This window comes from Streptomyces sp. NPDC050315 (assembly GCF_040655775.1).
Classification (GTDB): domain Bacteria; phylum Actinomycetota; class Actinomycetes; order Streptomycetales; family Streptomycetaceae; genus Streptomyces.
Genome location: NZ_JBFAKN010000001.1, coordinates 1,136,483 through 1,157,416 on the forward strand (window position 1 = coordinate 1,136,483; position 20,934 = coordinate 1,157,416).

General features: G+C 71.4%; 18 protein-coding genes. 11 read left to right on the plus strand and 7 right to left on the minus strand.

Annotated elements, in window-relative coordinates; genetic code table 11:
• Window positions 1-1,563 carry a hypothetical protein gene (locus tag AB0I82_RS05020; RefSeq protein WP_363255662.1) on the minus strand — a complete coding sequence of 521 codons (1,563 nt, stop codon included), beginning with the start codon at window positions 1,561-1,563 and terminating at the stop codon, window positions 1-3.
• Between the two features lie 69 nt (window positions 1,564-1,632).
• Window positions 1,633-3,099: a sugar porter family MFS transporter gene (locus AB0I82_RS05025; protein ID WP_363255663.1), complete on the minus strand. Its 1,467-nt coding sequence runs from the start codon at window positions 3,097-3,099 to the stop codon at window positions 1,633-1,635.
• Between the two features lie 254 nt (window positions 3,100-3,353).
• On the opposite strand from AB0I82_RS05025, the gene AB0I82_RS05030 reads away from it, so the two are divergent.
• Window positions 3,354-4,403, plus strand: coding sequence for a DUF5954 family protein (locus AB0I82_RS05030; protein WP_363255664.1), 1,050 nt, complete (start codon window positions 3,354-3,356; stop codon window positions 4,401-4,403).
• Between the two features lie 13 nt (window positions 4,404-4,416).
• Here AB0I82_RS05030 and AB0I82_RS05035 read toward each other — a convergent pair whose 3' ends face one another.
• Window positions 4,417-6,027, minus strand: a complete 1,611-nt coding sequence (locus AB0I82_RS05035) for an NAD(P)/FAD-dependent oxidoreductase (protein ID WP_363255665.1) — start codon at window positions 6,025-6,027, stop codon at window positions 4,417-4,419.
• A gap of 66 nt (window positions 6,028-6,093) precedes the next feature.
• The gene (locus tag AB0I82_RS05040) at window positions 6,094-6,840 is read right to left on the minus strand and encodes a peptidoglycan recognition family protein (RefSeq protein WP_363255667.1); all 747 of its coding nucleotides are present in this window, start codon (window positions 6,838-6,840) and stop codon (window positions 6,094-6,096) included.
• 297 nt (window positions 6,841-7,137) lie between these two features.
• On the opposite strand from AB0I82_RS05040, the gene AB0I82_RS05045 reads away from it, so the two are divergent.
• The 10 genes from AB0I82_RS05045 (at window position 7,138) to AB0I82_RS05090 (ending at window position 17,478) form a co-directional block, all read left to right on the plus strand.
• The gene (locus AB0I82_RS05045; RefSeq protein ID WP_363255668.1) at window positions 7,138-8,472 is read left to right on the plus strand and encodes a cation:proton antiporter; all 1,335 of its coding nucleotides are present in this window, start codon (window positions 7,138-7,140) and stop codon (window positions 8,470-8,472) included.
• Between the two features lie 69 nt (window positions 8,473-8,541).
• Window positions 8,542-9,036 (plus strand): hypothetical protein, encoded by a 495-nt coding sequence (locus AB0I82_RS05050; protein ID WP_363255669.1) that lies wholly within the window; start codon window positions 8,542-8,544, stop codon window positions 9,034-9,036.
• Entirely contained in the window at window positions 9,020-9,982 is a 963-nt protein-coding gene (locus tag AB0I82_RS05055) for a DUF2156 domain-containing protein (RefSeq protein WP_363255670.1), read from the plus strand. The genes AB0I82_RS05050 and AB0I82_RS05055 overlap by 17 nt, the downstream gene beginning before the upstream one ends.
• 91 nt (window positions 9,983-10,073) lie before the next feature.
• Window positions 10,074-11,207, plus strand: a complete 1,134-nt coding sequence (locus AB0I82_RS05060) for an acyl-CoA dehydrogenase family protein (RefSeq protein WP_363255671.1) — start codon at window positions 10,074-10,076, stop codon at window positions 11,205-11,207.
• 58 nt (window positions 11,208-11,265) lie between these two features.
• Window positions 11,266-12,393, plus strand: a complete 1,128-nt coding sequence (locus AB0I82_RS05065; RefSeq protein ID WP_363255672.1) for an SDR family oxidoreductase — start codon at window positions 11,266-11,268, stop codon at window positions 12,391-12,393.
• Window positions 12,390-13,685 (plus strand): aminotransferase class III-fold pyridoxal phosphate-dependent enzyme, encoded by a 1,296-nt coding sequence (locus tag AB0I82_RS05070; RefSeq protein WP_363255673.1) that lies wholly within the window; start codon window positions 12,390-12,392, stop codon window positions 13,683-13,685. Before AB0I82_RS05065 ends, AB0I82_RS05070 begins: the two co-directional genes overlap by 4 nt.
• Window positions 13,686-13,708: 23 nt before the next feature.
• A complete protein-coding gene (locus AB0I82_RS05075; protein WP_363255674.1) occupies window positions 13,709-14,173 on the plus strand; it encodes an SRPBCC family protein in 465 nt (154 codons plus the stop codon).
• Window positions 14,145-14,768 (plus strand): flavin reductase family protein, encoded by a 624-nt coding sequence (locus AB0I82_RS05080; protein ID WP_363255675.1) that lies wholly within the window; start codon window positions 14,145-14,147, stop codon window positions 14,766-14,768. Before AB0I82_RS05075 ends, AB0I82_RS05080 begins: the two co-directional genes overlap by 29 nt.
• A complete protein-coding gene (locus AB0I82_RS05085; protein ID WP_363255676.1) occupies window positions 14,765-16,105 on the plus strand; it encodes an FAD-binding oxidoreductase in 1,341 nt (446 codons plus the stop codon). The genes AB0I82_RS05080 and AB0I82_RS05085 overlap by 4 nt, the downstream gene beginning before the upstream one ends.
• Window positions 16,106-16,233: 128 nt before the next feature.
• Window positions 16,234-17,478 (plus strand): wax ester/triacylglycerol synthase domain-containing protein, encoded by a 1,245-nt coding sequence (locus AB0I82_RS05090; RefSeq protein ID WP_363255677.1) that lies wholly within the window; start codon window positions 16,234-16,236, stop codon window positions 17,476-17,478.
• Between the two features lie 131 nt (window positions 17,479-17,609).
• On the opposite strand, the gene AB0I82_RS05095 is transcribed toward AB0I82_RS05090, so the two are convergent.
• The 3 genes from AB0I82_RS05095 to AB0I82_RS05105 form a co-directional block, all read right to left on the minus strand.
• Window positions 17,610-18,494: an SAM-dependent methyltransferase gene (locus tag AB0I82_RS05095; protein WP_363255678.1), complete on the minus strand. Its 885-nt coding sequence runs from the start codon at window positions 18,492-18,494 to the stop codon at window positions 17,610-17,612.
• A gap of 131 nt (window positions 18,495-18,625) precedes the next feature.
• On the minus strand, window positions 18,626-20,179 hold the full coding sequence (locus AB0I82_RS05100) for an AarF/UbiB family protein (RefSeq protein WP_363255679.1): 1,554 nt from the start codon (window positions 20,177-20,179) through the stop codon (window positions 18,626-18,628).
• 108 nt (window positions 20,180-20,287) lie between these two features.
• Window positions 20,288-20,920, minus strand: coding sequence for a hypothetical protein (locus tag AB0I82_RS05105; RefSeq protein WP_363255680.1), 633 nt, complete (start codon window positions 20,918-20,920; stop codon window positions 20,288-20,290).
• Between the last annotated feature and the right edge of the window lie 14 nt (window positions 20,921-20,934).

Here is a 20,934-nt window from a genome sequence, read left to right on the forward strand (position 1 = left end):
TCAGGTACCGAACGGCAGCACCCGCCGGAAGAGGTCCAGCGCCTCGTCCGCCCAGCCGATCACCTTCAGCGTCGGGGTCAGATTCTCCGGCGGCCGGTTGATCAGCGTGTCGCGGCGGATGAGCCGGTCGAAGTCCACCAGGACCGGGTCGGGGCGTGGCGTGGTCCCGTCGAGGTGCCGGAATTCGACGCCCGCCCGGCGCATGATGTTGATCGTCTCCTGGGCGACGATTCCGTACGCGACGGTGGTCGGGTGGACGCCGTCCAGCGAGAACAGGCCGCCGTCGATGCGCCGTTCGCCGTTGCTCGCGAGGAAGTGAGTGTTGGGCGGCGGGTTGAGGGCCTGCAGCTCCGGCGGCAGCGGGTACGGCTGCCACCACTCCGGGCGGGCGAGCGGGTCCTCCAGGTAACGACGTGCGGCGAGCCGGTCGAGCAGGCCCGCGGTGTCCAGCAGGTACCAGTCCCGGCCCGTCTCCCGGGCCTGCCGCACTTCCGCGGTGATCGCGTCGTTGTACTGGTCGATGGCGTGGTCGATGGCGCGCGCCTGGTCGCCGGTGATGTGCGGGTCCTGGCGCGGATCGAAGGAGCGGTCGCTGATCCAGGGGCGGGTGTAGTACGGGAAGTAGGCGGAGCCCGGCTCGGTCTTGCCGCCGACGCCGCGCGCGAGCGGCGCGACGGTCACGTGCGGCACGGTGCACCAAATGACGTGCCGCGCCTTGATCTCCCGGACCTCGCGGACGACCTCCCGCAGTTCGGCGGCGAAGTGCTCGGGCCGCCAGACGGTGAAGGCGCCCTTGCGCGCCAGGTCGTCGTAGCCTTCCTCACTCCAGACGACGCGAAGGTCGGTCACCGCCTGGAGTGCGTTGTTGGATCCCAGGAACACGATCAGTGTCTCGATGCCGTGCTCCGGGTCCGTGTCACCGACCTCCTCGCCGAGCGCTTTGGCCGCGCCGAGCTGCGAGAGGGCTCCGGCCTCCGGCGGTTCGGTGGGCAGTACGCGCAGCGCGGCGCGCTCACCGGCGTCCTGCACGACCTGGTACACCAGGTCGTCCTTGGGCTTGGCGATCCGCGCGCGGCAGACGTCGGCGGACTTCTCCAGCGCGTCCCGCAGGTCCCAGCCGAACGCTCCGAGGTTGTGGTTGACGGCCCGGGTCCGCGGCACCGCCGTGCCGGGGCCGCGCTCCCAGTAGTCCTCCACCCGGTCCATGAAGCCGCGGACCCGGAAGAGCGCGGGGGCCACCTCCCACCAGTCCACGTCCCGGCCGTAGCGCGCTGCCAGGTCGCGCAGCAGCAGTTCGATGTTGAGCGGGAGCCCTCCGTGCCCGTTGTAGGAGGGGTACCGGAAGGAGGCGCCCCACCCCATTTCGTGGGCGATGATCGCGGGGAAGGACAGGTCGGTGTTGAAGATCGAGCCGCTCTGGAATCCCTGGGTGAGGGAGTCCCCTATGGCAACCAGCCGGTGCCGCGGCTGTCCCTGCCACTCGTGCGCGGCCGTCTCAATGTCCAGTGTGGGATCGGTAACCGGTACTCGTGTGCCGTGCTGCCGTCGTCCGGAATCGTTCATGCTCTCCCCTGACTGACGTACTGGGCCCCTCACCTGCCCTCACATGACAGCGCAAGTTGCCCCCGGAGGCTATGGGGCGCTCGTCCGTGCGGTGGTTTCCCGCCGGTACGTCTCGCCCGTCATCGATTCCAGTTCCCGCTGTTTGGTCTCGGGGACCTTCCGCTGCACGAAGAAGAAGGAGGCGAAGGCGAAGAAGGCGAAGGCACCGTAGAGCCAGGAGAGGCCGACCTTGGTGGTCATCGGCTCGAAGGAGAAGGTGACGATGAAGTTGAAGATCCAGTTGGAGGCGGTACCGATCGCCAGCGCCATCGCCCGCATCCGGTTCGGGAACATCTCGGCGAGCATGACCCACATGACCGGGCCCCAGGAGAGCGCGAAGAAGACGACGAAGGCGTTGGCGCCGATGAGCGCCAGCGCCCCGTACGGGCTGGGCAGCGTCACGTCCTCGCCGCTGCCGCGCTGCTGCGAGAAGGCGATCGCGGTGAGCAGCAGCGAGACGAACATGCCGGCGGAGCCGATGGAGAGCAGCCGGCGGCGCCCGACCCGGTCCACGAACAGCATGGCGACCACGGTCATCACCACATTGATTCCCGCGGTGATCACCGATGTGGTGAACGAGTCGGACTCGCTGAATCCGACGGACTTCCACAGCGTCGTGGAGTAGTAGAAGATCGCGTTGATGCCCACCAGCTGCTGGAACGCGGCCATCACGATGCCGACCCAGACCAGCGGCTGCAGCCCCAGCCGAGGACCGCGGATGTCCTTGAAGCTGCTCTTGTGCTCCTTGTGCAGCGTCTCCCGGATCTCCTCGACCTTCCGCTGCGGGTCGGCGACGCCGGTCACCCGCTGCAGCACGCCGGCGGCCTTCTCGTACTGCCCCTGGAGCACCAGGTAGCGCGGGGACTCCGGGATCAGCAGCGCCAGTACACCGTATACAAGCGCCGGAATAACGCCGACCAGGAACATCCAGCGCCAGGCCGGCATGTTCAGCCACAGCTCCTCCGACGCGCCTCCCGCGGCACCGGCCAGGCCCTTGTTGGAGCTGAGGACCACCAGCTGCCCAATGGTGATCGCCAGCTGCTGGAGCGAACCCAACGCACCGCGCCCGCTCGCCGGTGCCACCTCCGAGATGTAGGCGGGCGCGATCACGGACGCGATGCCGATGCCGAGCCCGCCGATCACCCGCCAGAGCATCAGATCCGGCACGGAGAAGGCGAAGGCCGAGCCGGCCGAGCTGATGAGGAACATCACCGAGCCGAGGATCATCACGTTCCGCCGCCCCCACCCGTCGGCCAGCCGCCCCGCGTACCAGGCGCCGACGGCGCAGCCCAGCAGCGCGATGGAGACGACGAAGCCGGAGAGGAAGGCGTTGAGCTCGAAGTGCGAGCTCAGGGAGTCCACCGCGCCATTGATGACGGAGGAGTCGAAGCCGAAGAGAAAACCGCCGACCGCGGCCGCGATGGAAATACCGACGGCCTTGCCGTGGTGGCCGGAGCTGGGGCTGGACGGCTGTGGTCCGGAGGCCGTTCGGGCCATGAGCGGGTGTCACCTTCTCTGGAGTCGACGCGGTCTGCTGTGCTGGATTACCAGGGCATTGTCGAGCAGCGACCCGGCCCGGCCGTGGACGAACCGCCGCAATCCGCGCCCCCGACGAGGGCCGGCATCCGAACGGGTGACGGCGACCGCGCGCCCCGGGCGCCACCCGTAAACACGTACGAACCATGCCACCACCGGGTCATCTCCATGGATCACCACCGGACCGCCCAATGTCGGCAGCACACAATGTGCGCATGAAAGAGGACTGGAAGCAGCAGATCGACCGGCTCCACGCTGATCTGGTGCGCCGGGACGACCCGGTGGCCTGGGTGAACGAGGCCGACGCCGTCAAGGCATCCTGCCGCTATCCGCACATCGCCGTGCGCGGGGCGCTCTTCGGTATCGCCACCCAGGACACCGCGTCCGGTACCGATGCGTCCGGTGCCGATGCGTCCGGTACGGCCTGGCGGTTGCAGGGGCCGATGGCGGACGGCACACCCCAGCAGGCCAGGGACGGCCTCAACTCGAAGCTGTGGTTCAGGGCCCTGGAAGACACCGATGACCCGGCCGAACGCCGCGAGCTGCTGAAGGCGGTGGCCGTCCTCGAACGCGAGCGGGTGGACGAGTTGGAGGTGCTGGGCGTGCGCTACCGGGTGGTGCGCGCCGATGAGTTCGCGCGGAGCGGCGAGGACGGGCTGGAGCCGCCGCGGCCCACGGACACCGAGCCCACCGTCCGGTCCTGGACCGGCCGCCACCAGCCGCACTCCCGCGACGCCGGCCATGTCCTCGACCCCGGCCGCGCGGACGGCCTCATGGCCGGTGCCCTGAAACTGGGCCTGCGGGACTTCGCATACGCCGGCGCCAGATACCCCGCCGATGTGCGCAGGGACTCCGAACGGGCCGCGCGCACGCACCCGGACATCGCCCTGCTGCCCGTCGGCTTCGGCATCGCCGAACGCGTCGGGAAGGGCTGGCGGCCGCGCGGTTCTCTCATGCCGACCCCGCACGACGCGCGGCGGCTGCTGCACGACGGGCTGGCCGACATCTGGCCCCGGCTCTACGAGCTCGGCGAAGCCGAGCGGGCCCAGTACGCGCGGGCCGCCGAGCGGTTCCGGGCCGCCGGGCGGGACAACGAAGTACGCGTGGGCGACCGGCTGTTCCGCATCTGCCGCATTGAACGGCTGGTCAGGTGGGGGCCGGACGGGCCGGAGCCGCCGCGCCCCTCGGACCAGGTCAATGACTACGCGCCGATGAAGATCCATCCCACGATGGACGAGGACGGCACGGTGCACCACGAGGGTTGAGCACTGACACTGCCTACTTGCCTGTCCTTTCCGTTTGCCTTTGCGTTTCCGCGGCAGGGCGTACGCCCATCCCGTACGCCACCCGGCAAGCCGATTCCAGCGCGCCCTCGATCCAGGCGCGGTAGCGGGTGCTGGTCTGGTCGCCGGCGAACCAGAGTCGGCCGTCGGCTTCCGGGGTGCGGGTGTGGGGGCCCAGTTCGACGGCCTGACCGGGAGCGTAGTGGGCGGCCTCGCCGCAGGCGTACTCGTTGCGGGCCCAGGACGGGGATGCCCAGCGGCCGGTGTACGAGCGCTCGACCTCCTCTCCGTACAGCTCGGTCATCAGCTTCAGTGCGTGTCCGGCGCGGGCCTTTCCCGGCATGCCGTCCCACATGGCCGCGTCGTCGTCCCGGGTGGTGGAGGCGAGGACGACGCCGCCGCGGCCGGAGGGGTGGGAGGGGTAGACCGTGCAGCGCAAGGGGGTGTCGGAGAGGTCGGCGCCGCCGTCCGTGCCCCACCAGCGCTGGTCGAACTCCAGCAGGACCTTGGTCGCGGCGCCGTGCCGGAGCTCCTGCATCGCGCGGCGTTTCCCGTAGGAGAGCCCGGGCGTGAAGGTGACGTAGCGGAGGGCGGGGAAGGGGGCGGTGATGATGACACGGTCGGCCTCCAGGTTCTCCTTCTGTCCCGTGTCGGTCTTCTCGACCGCGAGGCGGAGCTTGGTCGGCCGGGAGTCGACGCCGGTCAGCCGCCAGCCCGGGCGCAGCGTCCCCTCCTTGAGCTTGGAGGCCAGGGCCTTGGGCAGCTGGTCCATGCCGCCGGGGACCTCCCACTGCCGGGCCTCCGGGGGGTGTGCGGTGGCGGCGAGGAGGCAGTGGGTCAGGGAGAGGGGGAGCCGGGCGGTGCTGCTTTCCAGGGTGGCCAGCAGGTCGAGTTCCCGGGCCGTCAGCCCGGCCCGGTCGGTGAGGAAGCGTTGCAGCGACCAGGAGTCGTAGCGGTCGAGGAAGCGTGCCCAGCCGTCCGTCCGGTCGTCCTTCACCATGGTCCGTACGGGTTTCAGGGCGTCGTCGAGCAGGGCCTGTGCGGTGCGGTCGTCGGTGACGCCGAAGGTCTTGTTCAGGGACCGCGGGTGGCGTTGGTACTGGCCACGGGCGGCCATGGAGCCGTTGACGTGCAGGAAACGGCTCTCGCGGTGGAGGATGAACGGCCGCAGGCCGACGCCGAGATGGCGGGCGAGGCCGGTGACGAGGGTGTGGGTGCCGGGGATGCGCAGGGCGCCGGCTTCCGCATAGGCGGCGGGGTGGTGCCAGTCGCGCAGGGTGTGGATGCGGCCGCCGATCCGGTCCGGGTGGGCGTCGATCACCCGTACTTGGTGTCCGGCCTTCTGCAGCATGTACGCCGCGGCGAGCCCCGCCATGCCGGCGCCGACGATCGCGATCCGCATCCCGCGGGGCTCGATGTGCACGTTGTCGGTGAGGAGTTGGCGGTAGGTGGGGGTGAGGACGGTGCCGTCCTCGGCGGTGCGGGTGAGGTCACGGGCCACCGACCGTACGGCAGAGTCGGCGGGCCCGCCGCCACGATGGGGTGCGGCATCGGATGTCGTACTGGCGAGCCCGGCGGCGGCCGCGGCTCCGCCGGTGGCGGCCAAGGCTCCTGTAGCGACGAGGACTTGGCGCCGACTGACCGGTTGATTCATGGACTGAGCGTGCTCGTACTACCACCATGTGTAGTCATGGGATGAGCTTTTCTCACTCTGGCTGGTGACATCTGCCCACCAGTCGACATCCGTTGGGGTGGTGGGGCGAGGGGACAGCGGGCGCCCCGGCGCGCCGCCTCCGCCACCGTGGGGCGGTACGGGCGATGGTGTCGAGGCGCCGCGGACCATCTCGGCCACTCGGCTGCGGAGCTCCCGCATGCTCAGGCCCCGGGGGTCGGGCTTGCCCGGCTGCCATTCGTTGTGTCCGATCAGGGAGGTGTCACCGGTGTGGTCCCAGCCGTGTGCCCTGATGAGCGCGGCCGAGGCGCGCACCATCGCGTTCACCTGGGCGGCGGGCCACGGGTCGTAACCGTCGCCGAGATTGACGCACTCGAAGCCGTAGAACCACGGATTGCCGTCCGTCGTGCCCTCGTTGTCGGGCGGGAGGGGCTCCTCGTAGATCACCGCGCCGAGTACGTCGGGGTCGCCCCGGCCCGCGTGGTTCGTACGGCCCCAGCCCACCAGCCACACCACGCCCCGCTTGTCGATGACGGCGTGGCAGAGCGGGCCCGGCAGGCCGGGGTAGCCGTCGCGGCACAGCTCCACCGTGTGCTCGGTGCCGCGGGTACCGGTGTGGTGGAGTATCACGCCGTGGACGGGGCCCCACCGTCCGTGCTGGTTCCTGTTGTGCGTACGCCAGTTGCCGACCTGTTTCACCGTCAGGCCGGCTGCCCGCAATGCGCGCAGGGCCTGTGAGGGTGTCAACGGAATTGCCACACCTCAACTCATTCCTTATGTCAAGGGAGTTCAATCGGAGTTCTGCTGTCATTTCGTGACCGGTGAATGTTTGTCGTCTGTGGCGGCAGGGGCGTGCGCGGCACTGCGCACGCGGGCGGCGGGCGGTGGATGCGCCGTCTGCGCGCGCGTGCCCCCGACGGGCGGGCGCCCGGCGTTTGACTCTGCGCGCCGGGCGGGCAGGTGCTGGGGGGTTGCAGAGAGTAACGGTGGGGGGCTGCCCTGCCGCGCTCGGGTTCGCCCGTTCCGCACGCGAAGGAGTCGCCTGTGTCGTCCGCCTCCGACCCGCTGCCCGCCCTTCTCATCGTCGTTCCGGTCGTGATCGTCGCCTGTCGGGCGGGGGCCGCGGTCTGCCGCCGCCTCGGGCAGCCGCCGGTCGTCGGCGAGCTCGCCACCGGCATTCTGCTCGGCCCCTCGCTGCTCGGCTGGTTATGGCCCGAGGGGCAGGCGTGGCTCTTCCCGCCGGCCGTCGCCCCGTACACCGGGGCCCTCGGCCAACTCGGGCTGCTGATCTTCATGTTCCTGGTCGGGTTGGAGCTGGACCTGGGGAACCTGCGGGGGCACGGCCGTACGGCCATCGTCGTGAGCCAGGTGAGCATTGCACTGCCGCTGCTGCTGGGCGCGGCGCTGGCGGTCGGGATGTACGGCTCGCTGGCCCCCGAGGGCACGCAGCTGCTGCCGTTCGTCCTGTTCATCGCCGTGGCCATGAGCATCACGGCCTTCCCCGTGCTCGCCCGCATCCTCACCGACCGCGGGCTGTACAGGACGCGGCTGGGCGCCCTGGCGATGACGTGTGCGGCCATCGACGACGTGAGCGCATGGTGCCTGCTGGCGGTCGTCGTGGCCGTCACGCGCAGCGGCTCCCCGCTGGACGCGGTCACCACGGCGGCGCTGGCAGCGGTCTTCTTCGCCTTCATGTTGTATGCGGTCCGGCCGCTGCTGGCGCGTTGGGCGGCACGGGCGGCCCGGATCTCGAAGTCGGCCGCCGGCAGCCCGGGAGGCTCCGCCGCTCGCGACAGTCTCGTACTCGTCGTCCTCTTCGCCGGGCTGTGCCTGTCCGCGTTCGCCACCGACCGGATCGGGGTGCACGCCCTGTTCGGCGCGTTCGTCTTCGGCGTGATGACGCCCCGCGGCTCCCTCGAAGTCGAGCGGTGCGCCACCCGGCTGCGTGCCGTCGCCGTGCCCTTGCTGCTGCCGCTGTTCTTTGTACACACCGGACTGCATACAGACATCGGAATGCTGGTCGGCGACCCGGTGCAGTGGCTGTGGGCCGGTGCCGTGCTGTCCGTGGCCGTACTCGGCAAGTGGGGCGGCGGCGCCCTCGCGGCCCGCGCGTGCGGCCAGCGCTGGCCGGGCGCCCTGTCGCTGGGCGCGCTGATGAACTGCCGCGGCCTGACCGAGCTCGTCATCCTCAACATCGGTCTCGAACTGCACGTGATCGGCCCCGATCTGTTCACGATGCTCGTACTGATGGCGCTCATCACCACCGCGATCACCTCCCCCGCGGTGACCTGGCTGCGCCGTCGCGCCCGGTCGGCGAGCGAGCCGCAGCGCCCGTCCATTTATGAGGGGTCGCACACGCCGGTGCGTAACCAGGAGTGAAAAGGCATTCAGTCGGGGCCCCGGCCCGTGCCGGGCCCCGGCGGTTTCCGATCATTTCTTGGAGCGCCCGTGGACGCCAAGAACACATTCGAGACAAAGACCACCTTCGCACTCTCCCGGCTCGAATGGCTGGCCGTTCTGGCAACGTCAATCGTGCTGACCTACCAGCATATTTCAGAGATTCGCTGGGGCGTATTCGCGGCCTTCTTTCTGGTGATCGACGTCGTCGGTTACATTCCCGGGGCCATCGCCTTCAGGCGCAGCCCGGACAAGCACATCGCCCGCGGCTACTACGTGGCGTACAACGTGATGCACAGCCTGCTCACGGCGGGCGTATTGGCCGGAGCCTGGGCGCTGTTCGTCCGGCCGGAGTGGGCGCTGCTCGCCCTCCCCATCCATCTCATGGGCGACCGGGCGCTTTTCGGGAATTCACTGAAACCCTTCGGCGTCACCTTCGAGCCGCACACCCATCCCGCCTATCGGGAGTTCAAGAAGCAGTACTCGGACACGACCGTCGGCGGCGCGCGGCCCCCGCTGGAGGGCTCCCATGCCGTCGGTTCTTGACACCCTCACCGAATACAGCGACAACCCCAGTGCTTTTCTCGCACTGAACAGCGGGAACGAATACTTCCAGGACGACCGGTTCGCCGGCACCTGTGCCTATATCCGCTCCGGGCGGCATGTTTTCCAATTCGGCGGGCCATTCACCGCGCACGAGCACCGGGCGGAGCTGCTGGACGCATTCGTGGCGCACGCGGGACGGCGGCTGGTCGCCGTACAACTGCAGCGCGCGGACGCCGAGTTGTATGCAGAACACGGTTTCACGGTCAACCAGCTCGGTGCTTCGTATGCCGTCGACCTGTCCTGCTTCACGCTGCGCGGCTCACGTTTCGTACGGCTGCGGAACAAGATCTCGCGGGCCCGGCGCGCCGGTCTGGAGGTGGCCGAGGTCCGGGCCGATGACGACTGTGCCGAGCTGGACCGGATCGACCAGGACTGGCTGCGGGACAAGGGCCGGCACGTCAAGGAGCTGCGGTTCCTCGTCGGCCAGCGGGCCGGAGCCCTGCAACGGCACCGCCGGCTGTTCGTCGGCCGCATCGACGGCACGGCGGTCGGCTACATCAATTACTCGCCGGTCTTCGGCAGCCGTCCCGGGTGGCTGCACGACCTCAGCCGGCGGCTGCCCGGCGCGCCGCCCGGTGTGATGGAGGCGCTCAACGCCACCGTCATCGAGCGCCTCACGGCCGAAGGCGCCGAGTGGCTGCATTTTGGGTTCACACCGTTCACCGGGCTCGCGGCGGAGCATGAAGTGCCCGGTGCCAGCCGCACGCTCGCCCGGTTCACCCGCCTGCTGGCGGAGCGCGGACAGGCGATCTACCCCGCGGCCTCCCAGCTCGAATACAAGGAGAAGTGGGCCCCGCACGCGGTGCTCCCGGAGTACATCGCCTTCCGGGGCAGGCCCCGCATCGGCGCCATCTGGCAGCTGATGCGCGCCGCCAACGCCCTGTGAACGGACGGTCCCGGTGACCGAACGGTCCCACCGGCCGTCATGCACTTCCACTTCCCACTCCATCACCCCGCACCCTGGAGGGCGCACGTCCATGAGATTTCTCGAACGCGAACGCACCACGCTGGCCAAGCTGTTGCCGGGTCTGGACCCCGCTCTCCGGGAGATCCCGCTGCGGGATCTGGAGCGGCCCGGCAGCCCGGGCATCGGGCTCTTCCGGGACAGCGGCGGCCCGGGGCTCCTGGTCCCCGAGGCGCACTACGGGCGGGGGGCCAGTGCCCTGGATGCGGTGCGGGTGCAGCGGGCCATCGGCAGCCGCTCGCCGTCGCTGGCCGTGGCCACCACCATGCACCACTTCTCCATGGCCACCCTGGTCGGCCTCGGCACCCTGGGCGACGGCCTGGAGTGGCTGCTGATCGAAGGCGCGGCGTCGATGAACCGCATCATCGCCTCCGGCTTCGCCGAGGGGCGGAGCGGCGCCGGCATCCTCGATCCGTCGATGACCGCCACGGTGACCGACGGCGGCGTACAGCTCAACGGGGTCAAGCGCCCGTGCAGCCTGGCCCGCTCCATGGACATGCTCACCGCCAGTGTCGTCATCCCCCGCGAGGACGGGCAGGGCGATGAGCTGGCGGTGGCGCTGGTGCCCGCCGAGAGCGAGGGGCTGAGCGTCAGCGGCTTCTGGTCCAGCGCGTTCCTGGCCGGTGCGGAGAGCGAGCAGGTCACCCTCACCGATGTCCTCGTACCGCCGGATCTCCTGCTGCGTACGGGCACGCCGCCCGGGCAGCGACTGGACGACCTCCAGACGGCCGGCATGATCTGGTTCCAGCTGCTCATGTCGGGGAGCTACCTCGGCGTGGCCAGTGCCCTGGTCGAGCGGGTACTGCTCAACGACCGCGTGCCCGGCCACGACCGCGTACAACTGCTCATCGAGACCGAGGCCGCCATGGCCGCGGCGGAGGGCATCGCGCGCCGCGTGGACGAGGGCGATCTCGGCGAGTCCGCGCTCGCCGCGGCGCTGTATACCCGATACAGCATCCAGGACACCGTCGCCGGCGTCGTCCCGCGCGCGGTCGAACTGCTCGGCGGGCTCAACTTCATGGCCTCCGACGAGATCGGCCACCTGGCCGCCAGCTCCCACGGACTGGCCCTGCACCCGCCGTCCCGCTCCCGGATGACCGGCCCGCTCGTCGACCACCTCGCCGACCGGCCGCTCGTCATCGCCTGACCCACCCACCGTCCCACGACAACCGTCCCACGACAGCCGACACCTGCCGGAGGAATCCATGCCACAGGACCCCTTGCGTCCCACCGTCCCGTCCACGTCGCGCTCCGCCGCACGCGAGCGTCCCACTGTGCTGCTCACCGGAGGCTCCGGGGTACTCGGGAGAGCCCTGATCGACGAGCTGTCCCCCGACTTCGACCTGGTCTGCCTGCGCCGCAACAGGCCGCTGAACGATCCCCGGGTCCGGGAGATCCAGGGCGACCTCCTCTCGCCCTCTCTGGGCCTGACCCCCGCGGCCCGCCACCGGCTCGCGCTGGAGGTGGACGTGGTGCTGCACTCCGCCGCCGAGACCAGCTTCCGCACCCCGCCCAAGGACATCGTGCGGACCAACACCCACGGCACGGAGACCATGCTCGACCTGGCAGCGCGGGCCGACGCACCCATGTACCTGGTGAGCACCGCTTTCGTGGCGAGCGCGTTGACCGAGGAGGACAGGCAGCGCTTCCCCGGCGCTGCCGCCTACCTCGACTCCAAGATCACATCCGAGCAGATGATGCGCACCTCCGGCCTGCCCGGCGCGATCGTGCGCCCGTCGGTCGTGATGGGCGATTCCGTCACCGGACGGATCTCCGCGCAGCAGGGGCTGACCAAGGCGATCGGATCGGTCGTGCTGGGGCAGGTGCCGGTGCTGCCCGGTGAGTTCGATTCCCGGATCGACATGATCCCGCAGGACCTCGTGACCCGTGCCATCGGCGATCTGATCCGGGGCGGGGTGAGCAAGGGCGAGTACTGGCTGACGGCCGGTGAGCAGGCCCCGCTGCTGCGTGAGATCACGGACATCTGTGAGGAGTTCGCCGTCCAGCATGGTCTGCCGCGGCCGGCCCGGCTGCGGCTCATCCCGGTGGACGCGGTGCACCGGCTGCTGCTGCCCATGCTGGAGGACACACCATTGCCCCGATCAATGCGCCAACGCTTCCAGTCCTACGCGGAGCTGCTGCTGGTCTTCCAGCGCGAGCTGCCCTTCGACACCTCCCTCGGCGGCCCCGACTGCGGCAGCCGCCCCGTCCGCGCCGACATCTACCAAGCCCTCGTCCGCAACCTGGAGAGCTGGGCCGAAATGCACTCCGCGCTACTGCGCCGGCATCGTGTCCGGGCAGCCGGCGCGTCTCCCGCGGAGGTGGCGTCGTGACCCGGACACCGTCGACGGCCAGCGCCCCGGAGGGCACCGCGGCCGCACCGCTGCCGAGCGGCTCCGACCTCGTCGAGCTGTACCGCAAGCATCTCGGCTCCGGCCGGGCGGTCCTGGGCTGGGTGCTGGGCGGCATGAGCGAAGTACGCTCCGAAGGACCCTGGGTGTATGCGGACGACGGTCGCCGCTTCCTCAATTTCGGTGGCTACGGCGTCTTCATCCTCGGCCACCGGCACCCGGCCGTCATCGCGGCGGTGCACCGCCAGCTCGACGCCCACCCGCTGTCGACCCGGGTCTTCCTCGAACCGGTCGGGGCGCGTGCCGCCCAGGCCATTGCCGCGCACACGCCGCCCGGGCTCGACCACATCCACTTCGTCAACTCCGGTGCCGAGGCGACCGAAGCCGCCCTGAAGCTGGCTCGCGCGAACGGGCGCAACGCGATCATCACCACTCGGAACGGGTTCCACGGCAAGACGCTCGGCGCGCTGAGCGTCACGGCCAACGCCAAGTACCAGGCGCCGTTCGAGCCGCTGCTCCCGGACACCACGCAGGTCACCTACGGCGACCCGGCCGATCTCAAGCAGGCACTGGCCACCCGCCGCGACCGCGCGTGCGTCATTCTGGAACCGGTGCAGGGCGAGGGCGGGGTGCGCATCCCGGAGCCGGGATACCTGACCGAAGTGGCCGCCCTCTGCCGTGAGTTCGGTGCGCTGCTCGTCGTGGATGAGATCCAGACGGGGATGGGGCGGCTGGGTACGTGGTGGGGTGTGGACGCCGAGGACGTCCGCCCGGACGTGCTCCTGATGGGCAAGGGGCTCAGCGGCGGCGTGATGCCGATCGCGGCGATGGCCGCCACCGAGGAGGCGTACGCCCCCTTCAGCCGCGATCCGTTCCTGCACACCTCCACCTTCGGCGCCTCCCCGATCGCCTGCGCCGCCGCGCTCGCCACCGTCGAGACGATGGAGCGGGAGCAGATCGTGGCGCGCGCGTCGACGCTCGGCGAGCGCATCCTCTCCGGTGTCCGTGCCGCCTGCGCTCCTCACCAGGACAGCCTGGTCCGTGAGGTACGCGGCAAGGGCCTGCTGATCGGGATCGAGTTCGCCGAGGAGCGGGCGGTCGGCGAAGTCCTGCTGGAACTGATCGCACGCGACGTGCTCGTCAACCACTCCCTCAACTCCACGCGGGTGCTGCGGCTGTCCCCGCCGGCCCTCGTCGATGGTGCCGCGCTCGACCTGTTCTTCACCGCCCTCACCGAGGCCCTGGGCTCGACAGCGGCCCGCATGTCCGGCTGACACCCCGTTCGGAAAGGAATCCCATGCCCCATGTAACCGTGCACGCGATCGCCCGCGGCCTGGAACCGGCCGACGCCTACAACAGGATCACCGACCTCGGTCGGTATCCCGAACTCGCCGATGTTGTACGGGAGTTGAACGTACGGACTTTGCCCGACGGCTCGGTGATCTCGGAGTGGGCCGTCTCCTTCCGGGGTGGTCTGATGCGGTGGCAGGAGCGGGACACGTTCTCGCCGGAGCAGCTCACCTTCACCTTCGAGCAGACCGAAGGTGACTTCGAGAGCTACGAAGGGAGCTGGCGCTGCGCGCCGTCCGACGACGGCACGCTGATCGTCTTCTCCGCCACCTTCGACCTCGGCATCCCGACCCTCGCGGAGATCATCGACCCGGTGGCCGAGTCCACGTTGCGTACGAATGTCACCAGCATCCTCACGGGCCTGGTCGACGTGGAGGTGCTCGATGACTGCCCGGCTGCGGCCCGTGGCTGAGCGGACGGCGGCCGCCGCGCCCGCACGCGGGCCGCGGCCCTGGACGGGCGACGACCCGGCCGGGGCGCGGTGGGACCCGCTGCGCGAGGAGCCGGGCCCCGATGCGGCGCGCTGTCTGGCGCTGTACGCCAAGCTGGCCTCCGGGGTGACCGTCGTGACGGCCCGGGGCGAGGACGGCCCGCTCGGCATGACCGTCTCCGCCGCGACTTCGGTGTCGGCCCGGCCGCCGCTGCTCCTGGCCTGCCTGCGCGACGGCTCCCGCACGCTCGGTGCCGTCCGTGCCTTCGGAGCCTTCGCGGTCCACCTGCTGCGCGAGGAACAGCGCGACCTGGCGGCCCGGTTCGCGAGCCCGACGACGCCCGCGGCGCAGCGGTTCGCCGGTACGGACACCTGCGACGTGCTCGGTGTCCCGGTGTTCACGGAGTCCCTGGCCTGGTCGGTGTGTCTGGTGGAGGACGTGCGCCGGTACGGCGACCACCACCTGGTCGTCGGGCGGGTGGCGGCCGTGCACGTGGGCGCCGGGCAGCCGTTGCTGTGGCACGACCGCGGGTTCCGCTCGCTCGCCGGGCCCCCCGTGGCGAACGGCACCGGATGAGCCGGCCCCCGGCCGGTACACCCTGCTGGGAGCCGGCGGACGGTCCGGCGGGCGCGGAGCTGCCACCGCTGCCGCAGCTCCGCGGCGTGGTCACGGCGGACGTGGCGGTGGTCGGGGCCGGTCTCGCGGGGCTGGCCTGCGCCTACCACCTCACGGAGCGGGCTCCCCAGCTCTCCGTCGTCGTGGTCGACGCGGAACAGCCCGCCTCCGGGGCCAGCGGCCGGGGCACCGGCCTGCTGGGCCCGCGCGCCGGCCCCCCGGTCGACCAGGCGCTGCGCCGCTTCGGCCGGTCGACCGCACGTCGTATACACCAGACGAGCGTCGACGCGGTGGATCTGGTACTCGATCTGTGCGCGCGGCTCGACGTGCAGTGCGGGCTGCGGCCCGGCGAGCAGTTGATGGTGTCCCGCGCGCCCGCCGGCCTGGTGTCCCTCGCCCGGCAGGCCAAGGCGTACCGGGCGCTGGGCCTGGACGTGCCGGTGCTCACCCGGGGCGCGATCCGCGCCCGGGTGGGCGTGCCGTACAGCGCGGGGCTGCTCCACCGCCCCGCGGCGACGCTCGACCCGGCCGCGCTGACCCGCGCCCTCGCCCGCGCCTGCGCCGCCAAGGGAGTGCGGTTCTACGGAGACAGTCCACTGCGGACGGTACACACCGGTGAGCTGATCGGCCCCGAGCTGCGCTTCCCGCACGGCAGCATCCATGCGGGACAGGCGGTACTGGCCGTCAACTCCGCCGCCGGTGCGCTGAATCTGCCGGTCGGCACGGTCCTCCCGCTGGAGGTGTACGCCGTCGCCACCGCTCCCCTGAGCTCGACGGCGTACGAAACGCTGGGCGGCCGTGCGGGGTGCGCCGTGGTCGACGCGATGCCGATGGCGCCCTACTTCCGGCTGCTCCCGGACGGCGGGCTGGTGGCCGGGGGCGGCACGGCGCTGGCCCCGGACGGGCTCGGTGCGCAGCGGGTGCAGGCCGTCCGGGAGCGGGCCTGGGCCTGGCTGGAGCGGTGGGTCGGGTCCCTGCACCCGGAGCTGTCCGGGGTGCCGGTCACGCACCGCTGGTCGGGCCGCATCGGCATGACCGGCGACGGCCTGCCGGTGGTCGGCCGGGTCCCCGACCGCCCCGACGTCTGGTACATCGGCGGCTGCTGCGGACACGGCCTGGCGATGTCCGTGGCACACGGCCACTACGTGGCTGGGGCCCTGCTCGGCGATCCGGGGCCGGGCGGGCCGCTGCCGTGGCACCGGCCGGCCGCGCCGCGGCTGCCCGTCCAAGGGGTCGGCCGCCCACTGCTGCGGGCCTACGTGGACGCGATCGGCCGGGCCGCGCGACGACCGTGCTGAGAGCCGAACCGGTCCCGGCCGACGACGAACGTGCTGAGAGCCGGTGCCATGACCCGGCCGGGGTCATGGCACCGGCTCTCGGGCCCCCGCAGGTCCGAGTCACCCCACACCTCACAGGGAGTTCCACCATGCGACCACACCTCGGCGCCGACGGTGCCCTGCCGCCGGCCCTGCCCATGGGGACGGCGGATGCCGCCTATCACCGGGCCATGCGCGGCCGGCCGTTGCCGCTCAGCCTCACCTTCGACTTCGGCGGGCGGCCGCCGACGCTGGACGCCGTACGCGCGCGCGTCGCCGAACGTGCCGACCGCATCCCCGCGTTGCGCTACCGCATCATCCGTGACCGCAAGCTGCTCCTGCGCGTCGACAGACTCGGCCTGGAGCAGCACGTGCACGAAGCCTGGCTGCCGGACGACGCCGACGGATCGGTGGCCTCCCGGCTGATGCTGTCCATGCCGATGAGCGCGGGCGACCGGCCGCCCTGGGAGGTCTGGCTGATCCACGGGCCGACGGGCCGCTACACCCTGGGTTACCGCACCGACCACACGCTCCAGGACGGGGTGGGCGCCGTCCATACCGTACGGGCCCTCCTCGACGACGATCCCAAGGGCGGCGGACTGGTGCCGCAGCGCCGCTCGTGGCCCACCGCCAAGGGGCTCGCCGGTGCCTTCGGCGACGTGGCCGCCGCCCTCCGCCCGCCCGGCGTCCAGCCCGCCTTCCAGGTGCCGGGCAGCGGCCGCACCAGCGTGTGCCACACGGCCACGCCGCTGGCGCGGCTGCGCGCCGTCGGCCGGGCGTACGGCGGCACGGTGAACGACGTCTACCTCGCCGCGCTCTCCCACGCCGTCCACGCCTGGCACATGAAGGAGACCGGGTCGCTGCATCCGCCGCTGCCGGTGGCGGTGCCGATGTCGGTCCGGGCGCCGGGTGAGGAGTACGCCCCGGGCAACCGGATGGTCACCGCCCGGCTGCTGCTTCCCTGTGACGAACCGTCACCGCACCGTGCCCTCGCCCGCGTCATGGCGGACACTGGCCGCCTGCGCCGCACCCGGCAGCGTGATGCCATCCGCCTGCTGATGGCGGCCACCCCGCGTGCGATCGGCGCCCGTATCGGCATGCGGATGGTGAACAGCGAGGTGATCGGCGCCCCCACGAGCAGCGTCAACTTCGGCGGCCCCCTCGTCCACCGCGGCGCCGCCTCCCGGCGCTCCGCCGCCTTCGCCGACCTGGCCGCCGGCATCCGCTGCCTGACGACGCTGACCAGCCAGCACGACACCGCCTGCCTGACCGTCGTCCACGACGACGCCCTGCCGACCGCCGACGAACTCCCGGACCTGTGGCTCGCGGCCCTGCTGGAGCTGGAGCGGGCGTAGGGCGAGGCTGCGGTAACCAAGAGGCGGGAGCCCCGGACTCGGCGTCCGGGGCTCTCCGTATGCAATGCGCCGTATGCGGTGCGTCGTGTGTGGTGCGTCGGGTGCGGTGCGCTGTATGCGGTGGGCCGTGTTCAGTCGCCCGGGCCGTCGCGCAGCGTCCCGGTCGTCAGGAACACGCACTTCGCGGCGCCCGCGGTGAGGACCGGGAGGTACGGGGAGAGGCGCTGGATCACGTACGGCAGTGTGAACAGGTCGGCCACCTGGGCCTCCCAGCCGTGCTCCGCCCACCAGCGTTCCGGCTCGGCCAGCTGCCAGCGCCAGCCGAGCCCGGTGCTCGCGAGCGCGTCCAGGAAGGGCGCCACGAAGGACGACGAGGTGGCATCCGCGTTCACGCACTCGGCCGCGAAGGTGCTGCCGGGCGCGGAGAGCTCCGTCATCGTGCCGACGATCGATTCCACCGACTCCGGGGGGAGGTGGTAGAGGAGCGTTTCGGCGAGCCAGGCCGTGGGCTTCCGCGGGTCGAACCCGGCGGCGACGAGTTCCCCGCCCCAGGGCCCGGCCGGGTCGGCACCGACGGGGGTGCGGCGGCCGCAGGACGGGCGGCGGTCACCCAGTACGCGTGCCTTGAAATCCAGTACGGCGGGGTGCTCGATCTCGAAGAGGTGCACCCCGGCCGGCCAGTCGAGCCGGAAGGCGCGTGCGTCGAGGCCGGCTCCGAGGAGTACGACCTGGTGACAGCCCTCGCGGGTCGCGGCATGCAGGTACTCGTCGAAGAAGCGGGTGCGTACCACCGCCCAGTCGGGCAGCAGCCGCTGCAGCAGGCCCTCGCCCGGGGGGCCGCCGTGGAATCCGGCCGCGTCGAGGAAGGCGGCGGCCAGTGGGTCATGGACGTACGGTGTGGTCTGGTCGCACTCGGCGGCGTGCGCGGCCGCGGTCCAGAGTGTGACCGGCGAGATGCCGTCCGGCAGTGCGCTGCCGGACGGGGACGTGTTCCGCGGTCCTGTGGTTTCGGGCATGGGGAATCTCCGTGTCGTCGTGGTGTGTTACGGCAACCGGCCGGCGGCCACCGGCCACGCCGCCTGATGCGCGGCCCCGGCCACCGGCCGCGGCCGGCCGCGGCGCCTGGCTCGCGGCAACCGGCCCCCGGTCAGCGGCTGCGGCGATGGCTGATCAGCAGAGCCAGCGCGCCCAGCGCCAGCAGGCCGCCCGACGGGCGCGTGCTGCGCTGGCCGCCCATCGCGGCGGGGGTGCGCGGTTCGTGGATGTTCAGGGCGAACTGGCGGTTGGCGATGTCGGCCAGTACGCCGCGGGCCTGCTCGGGGCTGGTGACGGCGGCGAGCAGCATCTCCATGGAGTTGCGGGCGAACTGGCTGCCGCCGAGGAACTCGCGGCCCAGTGAGAGGAGGATCTTGGGCACCTCGCCCTTGAAGACCTCCGGCAGCGCGATCTCGGGAGCGAGGCAGCGCACCGAGCCGTCGAGGTTGGCGAAGGACTTGCCGAGCAGCGAGACTGCCGGCGGCGAGCCGATGCCCCGCTTGGTCGCCTTGGCGAGCACGGTGGTGAGCGAGACGCCGAAGTTCAGGTCGTCGAGCGAGAGATGGGACACCTTGGGGACGAACGCCGCCATGTCGGCCGTGAAGGCAGGCATGTTGGCCCACGGCGTCAAGCGGCCCATTTCGGCCCAGTGGTGGGCGAGGCCCACCCCGTCGTTCTGCGCCAGCGTCATGAAGAGCGGCAGGAGTTGGAGGCTCGTACGCCGGTCGAGGCGGCCGACCATGCCCCAGTCGATCACCGTGGCGGGCCCGCCGGGCACGGCGAAGACATTGCCCGCGTGCGGGTCCGCATGGAACATACGGTGGACGAAATACCCGTGGTACATGAACCGCAGCAGGTCCTTGCCGATCTCGATGCGTTCGTCGTCGCTGAAGTGCGCGCGGTCGATGTGCCGTACCGAGGAACCGGGTGCGAGCGACTGGACCAGGACCCGGGGGCTGGCGTGCATCACCCGGGGCACGTCCAGTGTGCGGAAGCGCCGGATGTGCTGGCGGGCCTCGTCCATGTTGCGCGCCTCGCCGGTGAAGTCCAGCTCCGGCTCCATGGCGTCGAAGACGGAGCCGAGCATCGCCTCGGTGTCGATGACCTCGTTGAAGCGGGGCGCGACCCGGGCGACGATCTTGGAGGCCCGCCGCATCAGGGCCATGTCGGCGAGGACGCCCTCGCGGATGCCGGGCCGCTGGATCTTGACCACGGCCGGCCGGCCGCCGGGCAGCGCGACCCGGTAGACCTGGGCGAGCGACGCCGCGCCGAGCGGCTTGGTCGTGTCGATGTCGTCGAACCGCAATTTCCAGTCCGGGCCGAGGTCCCGCGCCAGTACGGGTTCGAAGACGGAGAACGGCTGGACGTCGACCTGGTCGTGCAGGTTCTGCAGCTCGTCCCTGATCGACTCGGGCACCATGTCGGGCCGGGTCGAGAGGATCTGGCCGAGCTTCACGTAGAAGGGGCCGAGGCTCTCCAGCGCGTGGCGCACCGCTTTGGCGCGCCGCTCCTCGGATCCGGCGGAGGCCGTGTCGGCCTCCGCCGGGGAGTGTTCGTCCCGTTTCGACCGGCGGCGCCTCCGGGTGGCCTGTCCGACCTCGTCGGCGACGAGGTTTCCCAGGACCTTGACCACGAGACGCAACCGGTCACCGACTACAGACGCCACCGTGTGTGTTCCTCCTCGGTCGACTGTGTACGAGGGCCGACAGCCGGGGTGCTCGACACGAGACCGGCCGAGCGGGCGAGCGGCGAGCGGGACGGATGGGTGGGCGGGTCAGCTGCCGGTGGCCGGCTTGCCGCCGCCGGCCTGGCCCTGCAGTGCCTGCATGAGCTTCGGGAGGATCTCGAGCAGCTGGTTGAGCTGGTTCGGCAGCGTGGCGAGCGACGAGAGCACGTCGCCCGCGCCACCGGCGGCCTGGCCGACGCCACCGGCCAGCTGTCCGAGGCCACCGAGCGCGCCTGCCGCACCGCCGAGCGCGGCGAGCGGGTTGGCGGCCCCGCCGAGGGCGGCGAGCGGGTTGCCTGCGCCGCCGAGGGCGGCGAGCGGATTACCGCCCGCGCCCCCGAGCGCGGCCAGCGGATTGCCTGCCGCCCCCTGGAGCGCCGCCAGCGGGTTGGCCCCGCCCGCCGCGCCGCCCGCGGCGTCGGTCAGCGCCTTCAGCGGGTTGCCCGCCGCATCCGCCACCGCGCCCAGCGGACCGGCCGCGCCCGCGAGCGCGGCGGCCGGGTTGGCGGCGCCGGAGAGGGCGCCCAGGGCGTTCCCGGGCAGCCCGGCCAGGGTCTGGACGGGATTGTCGTCGTTCTTCTTTTCCGGCCGGTTGAGGATGTCGTCGAATGCTTGCTTTCCGCTGTCGGCCATGTCACCCGCGAGGTCCTTGAAGATGTCCTGCATGTTTTTGTTCGACATGAGCGGAGTTCCTT

Excerpts from the sequence above, each read along its gene's own strand:
- AB0I82_RS05085 (WP_363255676.1), top strand. The coding sequence starts at position 14,765 with ATGAGCCGGCCCCCGGCCGGTACACCCTGCTGGGAGCCGGCGGACGGT.
- AB0I82_RS05080 (WP_363255675.1), top strand. The coding sequence starts at position 14,145 with ATGACTGCCCGGCTGCGGCCCGTGGCTGAGCGGACGGCGGCCGCCGCG.
- AB0I82_RS05065 (WP_363255672.1), top strand. The coding sequence starts at position 11,266 with ATGCCACAGGACCCCTTGCGTCCCACCGTCCCGTCCACGTCGCGCTCC.
- AB0I82_RS05025 (WP_363255663.1), bottom strand. The coding sequence starts at position 3,099 with ATGGCCCGAACGGCCTCCGGACCACAGCCGTCCAGCCCCAGCTCCGGC.
- AB0I82_RS05105 (WP_363255680.1), bottom strand. The coding sequence starts at position 20,920 with ATGTCGAACAAAAACATGCAGGACATCTTCAAGGACCTCGCGGGTGAC.
- AB0I82_RS05055 (WP_363255670.1), top strand. The coding sequence starts at position 9,020 with ATGCCGTCGGTTCTTGACACCCTCACCGAATACAGCGACAACCCCAGT.
- AB0I82_RS05020 (WP_363255662.1), bottom strand. The coding sequence starts at position 1,563 with ATGAACGATTCCGGACGACGGCAGCACGGCACACGAGTACCGGTTACC.
- AB0I82_RS05030 (WP_363255664.1), top strand. The coding sequence starts at position 3,354 with ATGAAAGAGGACTGGAAGCAGCAGATCGACCGGCTCCACGCTGATCTG.
- AB0I82_RS05095 (WP_363255678.1), bottom strand. The coding sequence starts at position 18,494 with ATGCCCGAAACCACAGGACCGCGGAACACGTCCCCGTCCGGCAGCGCA.
- AB0I82_RS05060 (WP_363255671.1), top strand. The coding sequence starts at position 10,074 with ATGAGATTTCTCGAACGCGAACGCACCACGCTGGCCAAGCTGTTGCCG.
- AB0I82_RS05075 (WP_363255674.1), top strand. The coding sequence starts at position 13,709 with ATGCCCCATGTAACCGTGCACGCGATCGCCCGCGGCCTGGAACCGGCC.
- AB0I82_RS05090 (WP_363255677.1), top strand. The coding sequence starts at position 16,234 with ATGCGACCACACCTCGGCGCCGACGGTGCCCTGCCGCCGGCCCTGCCC.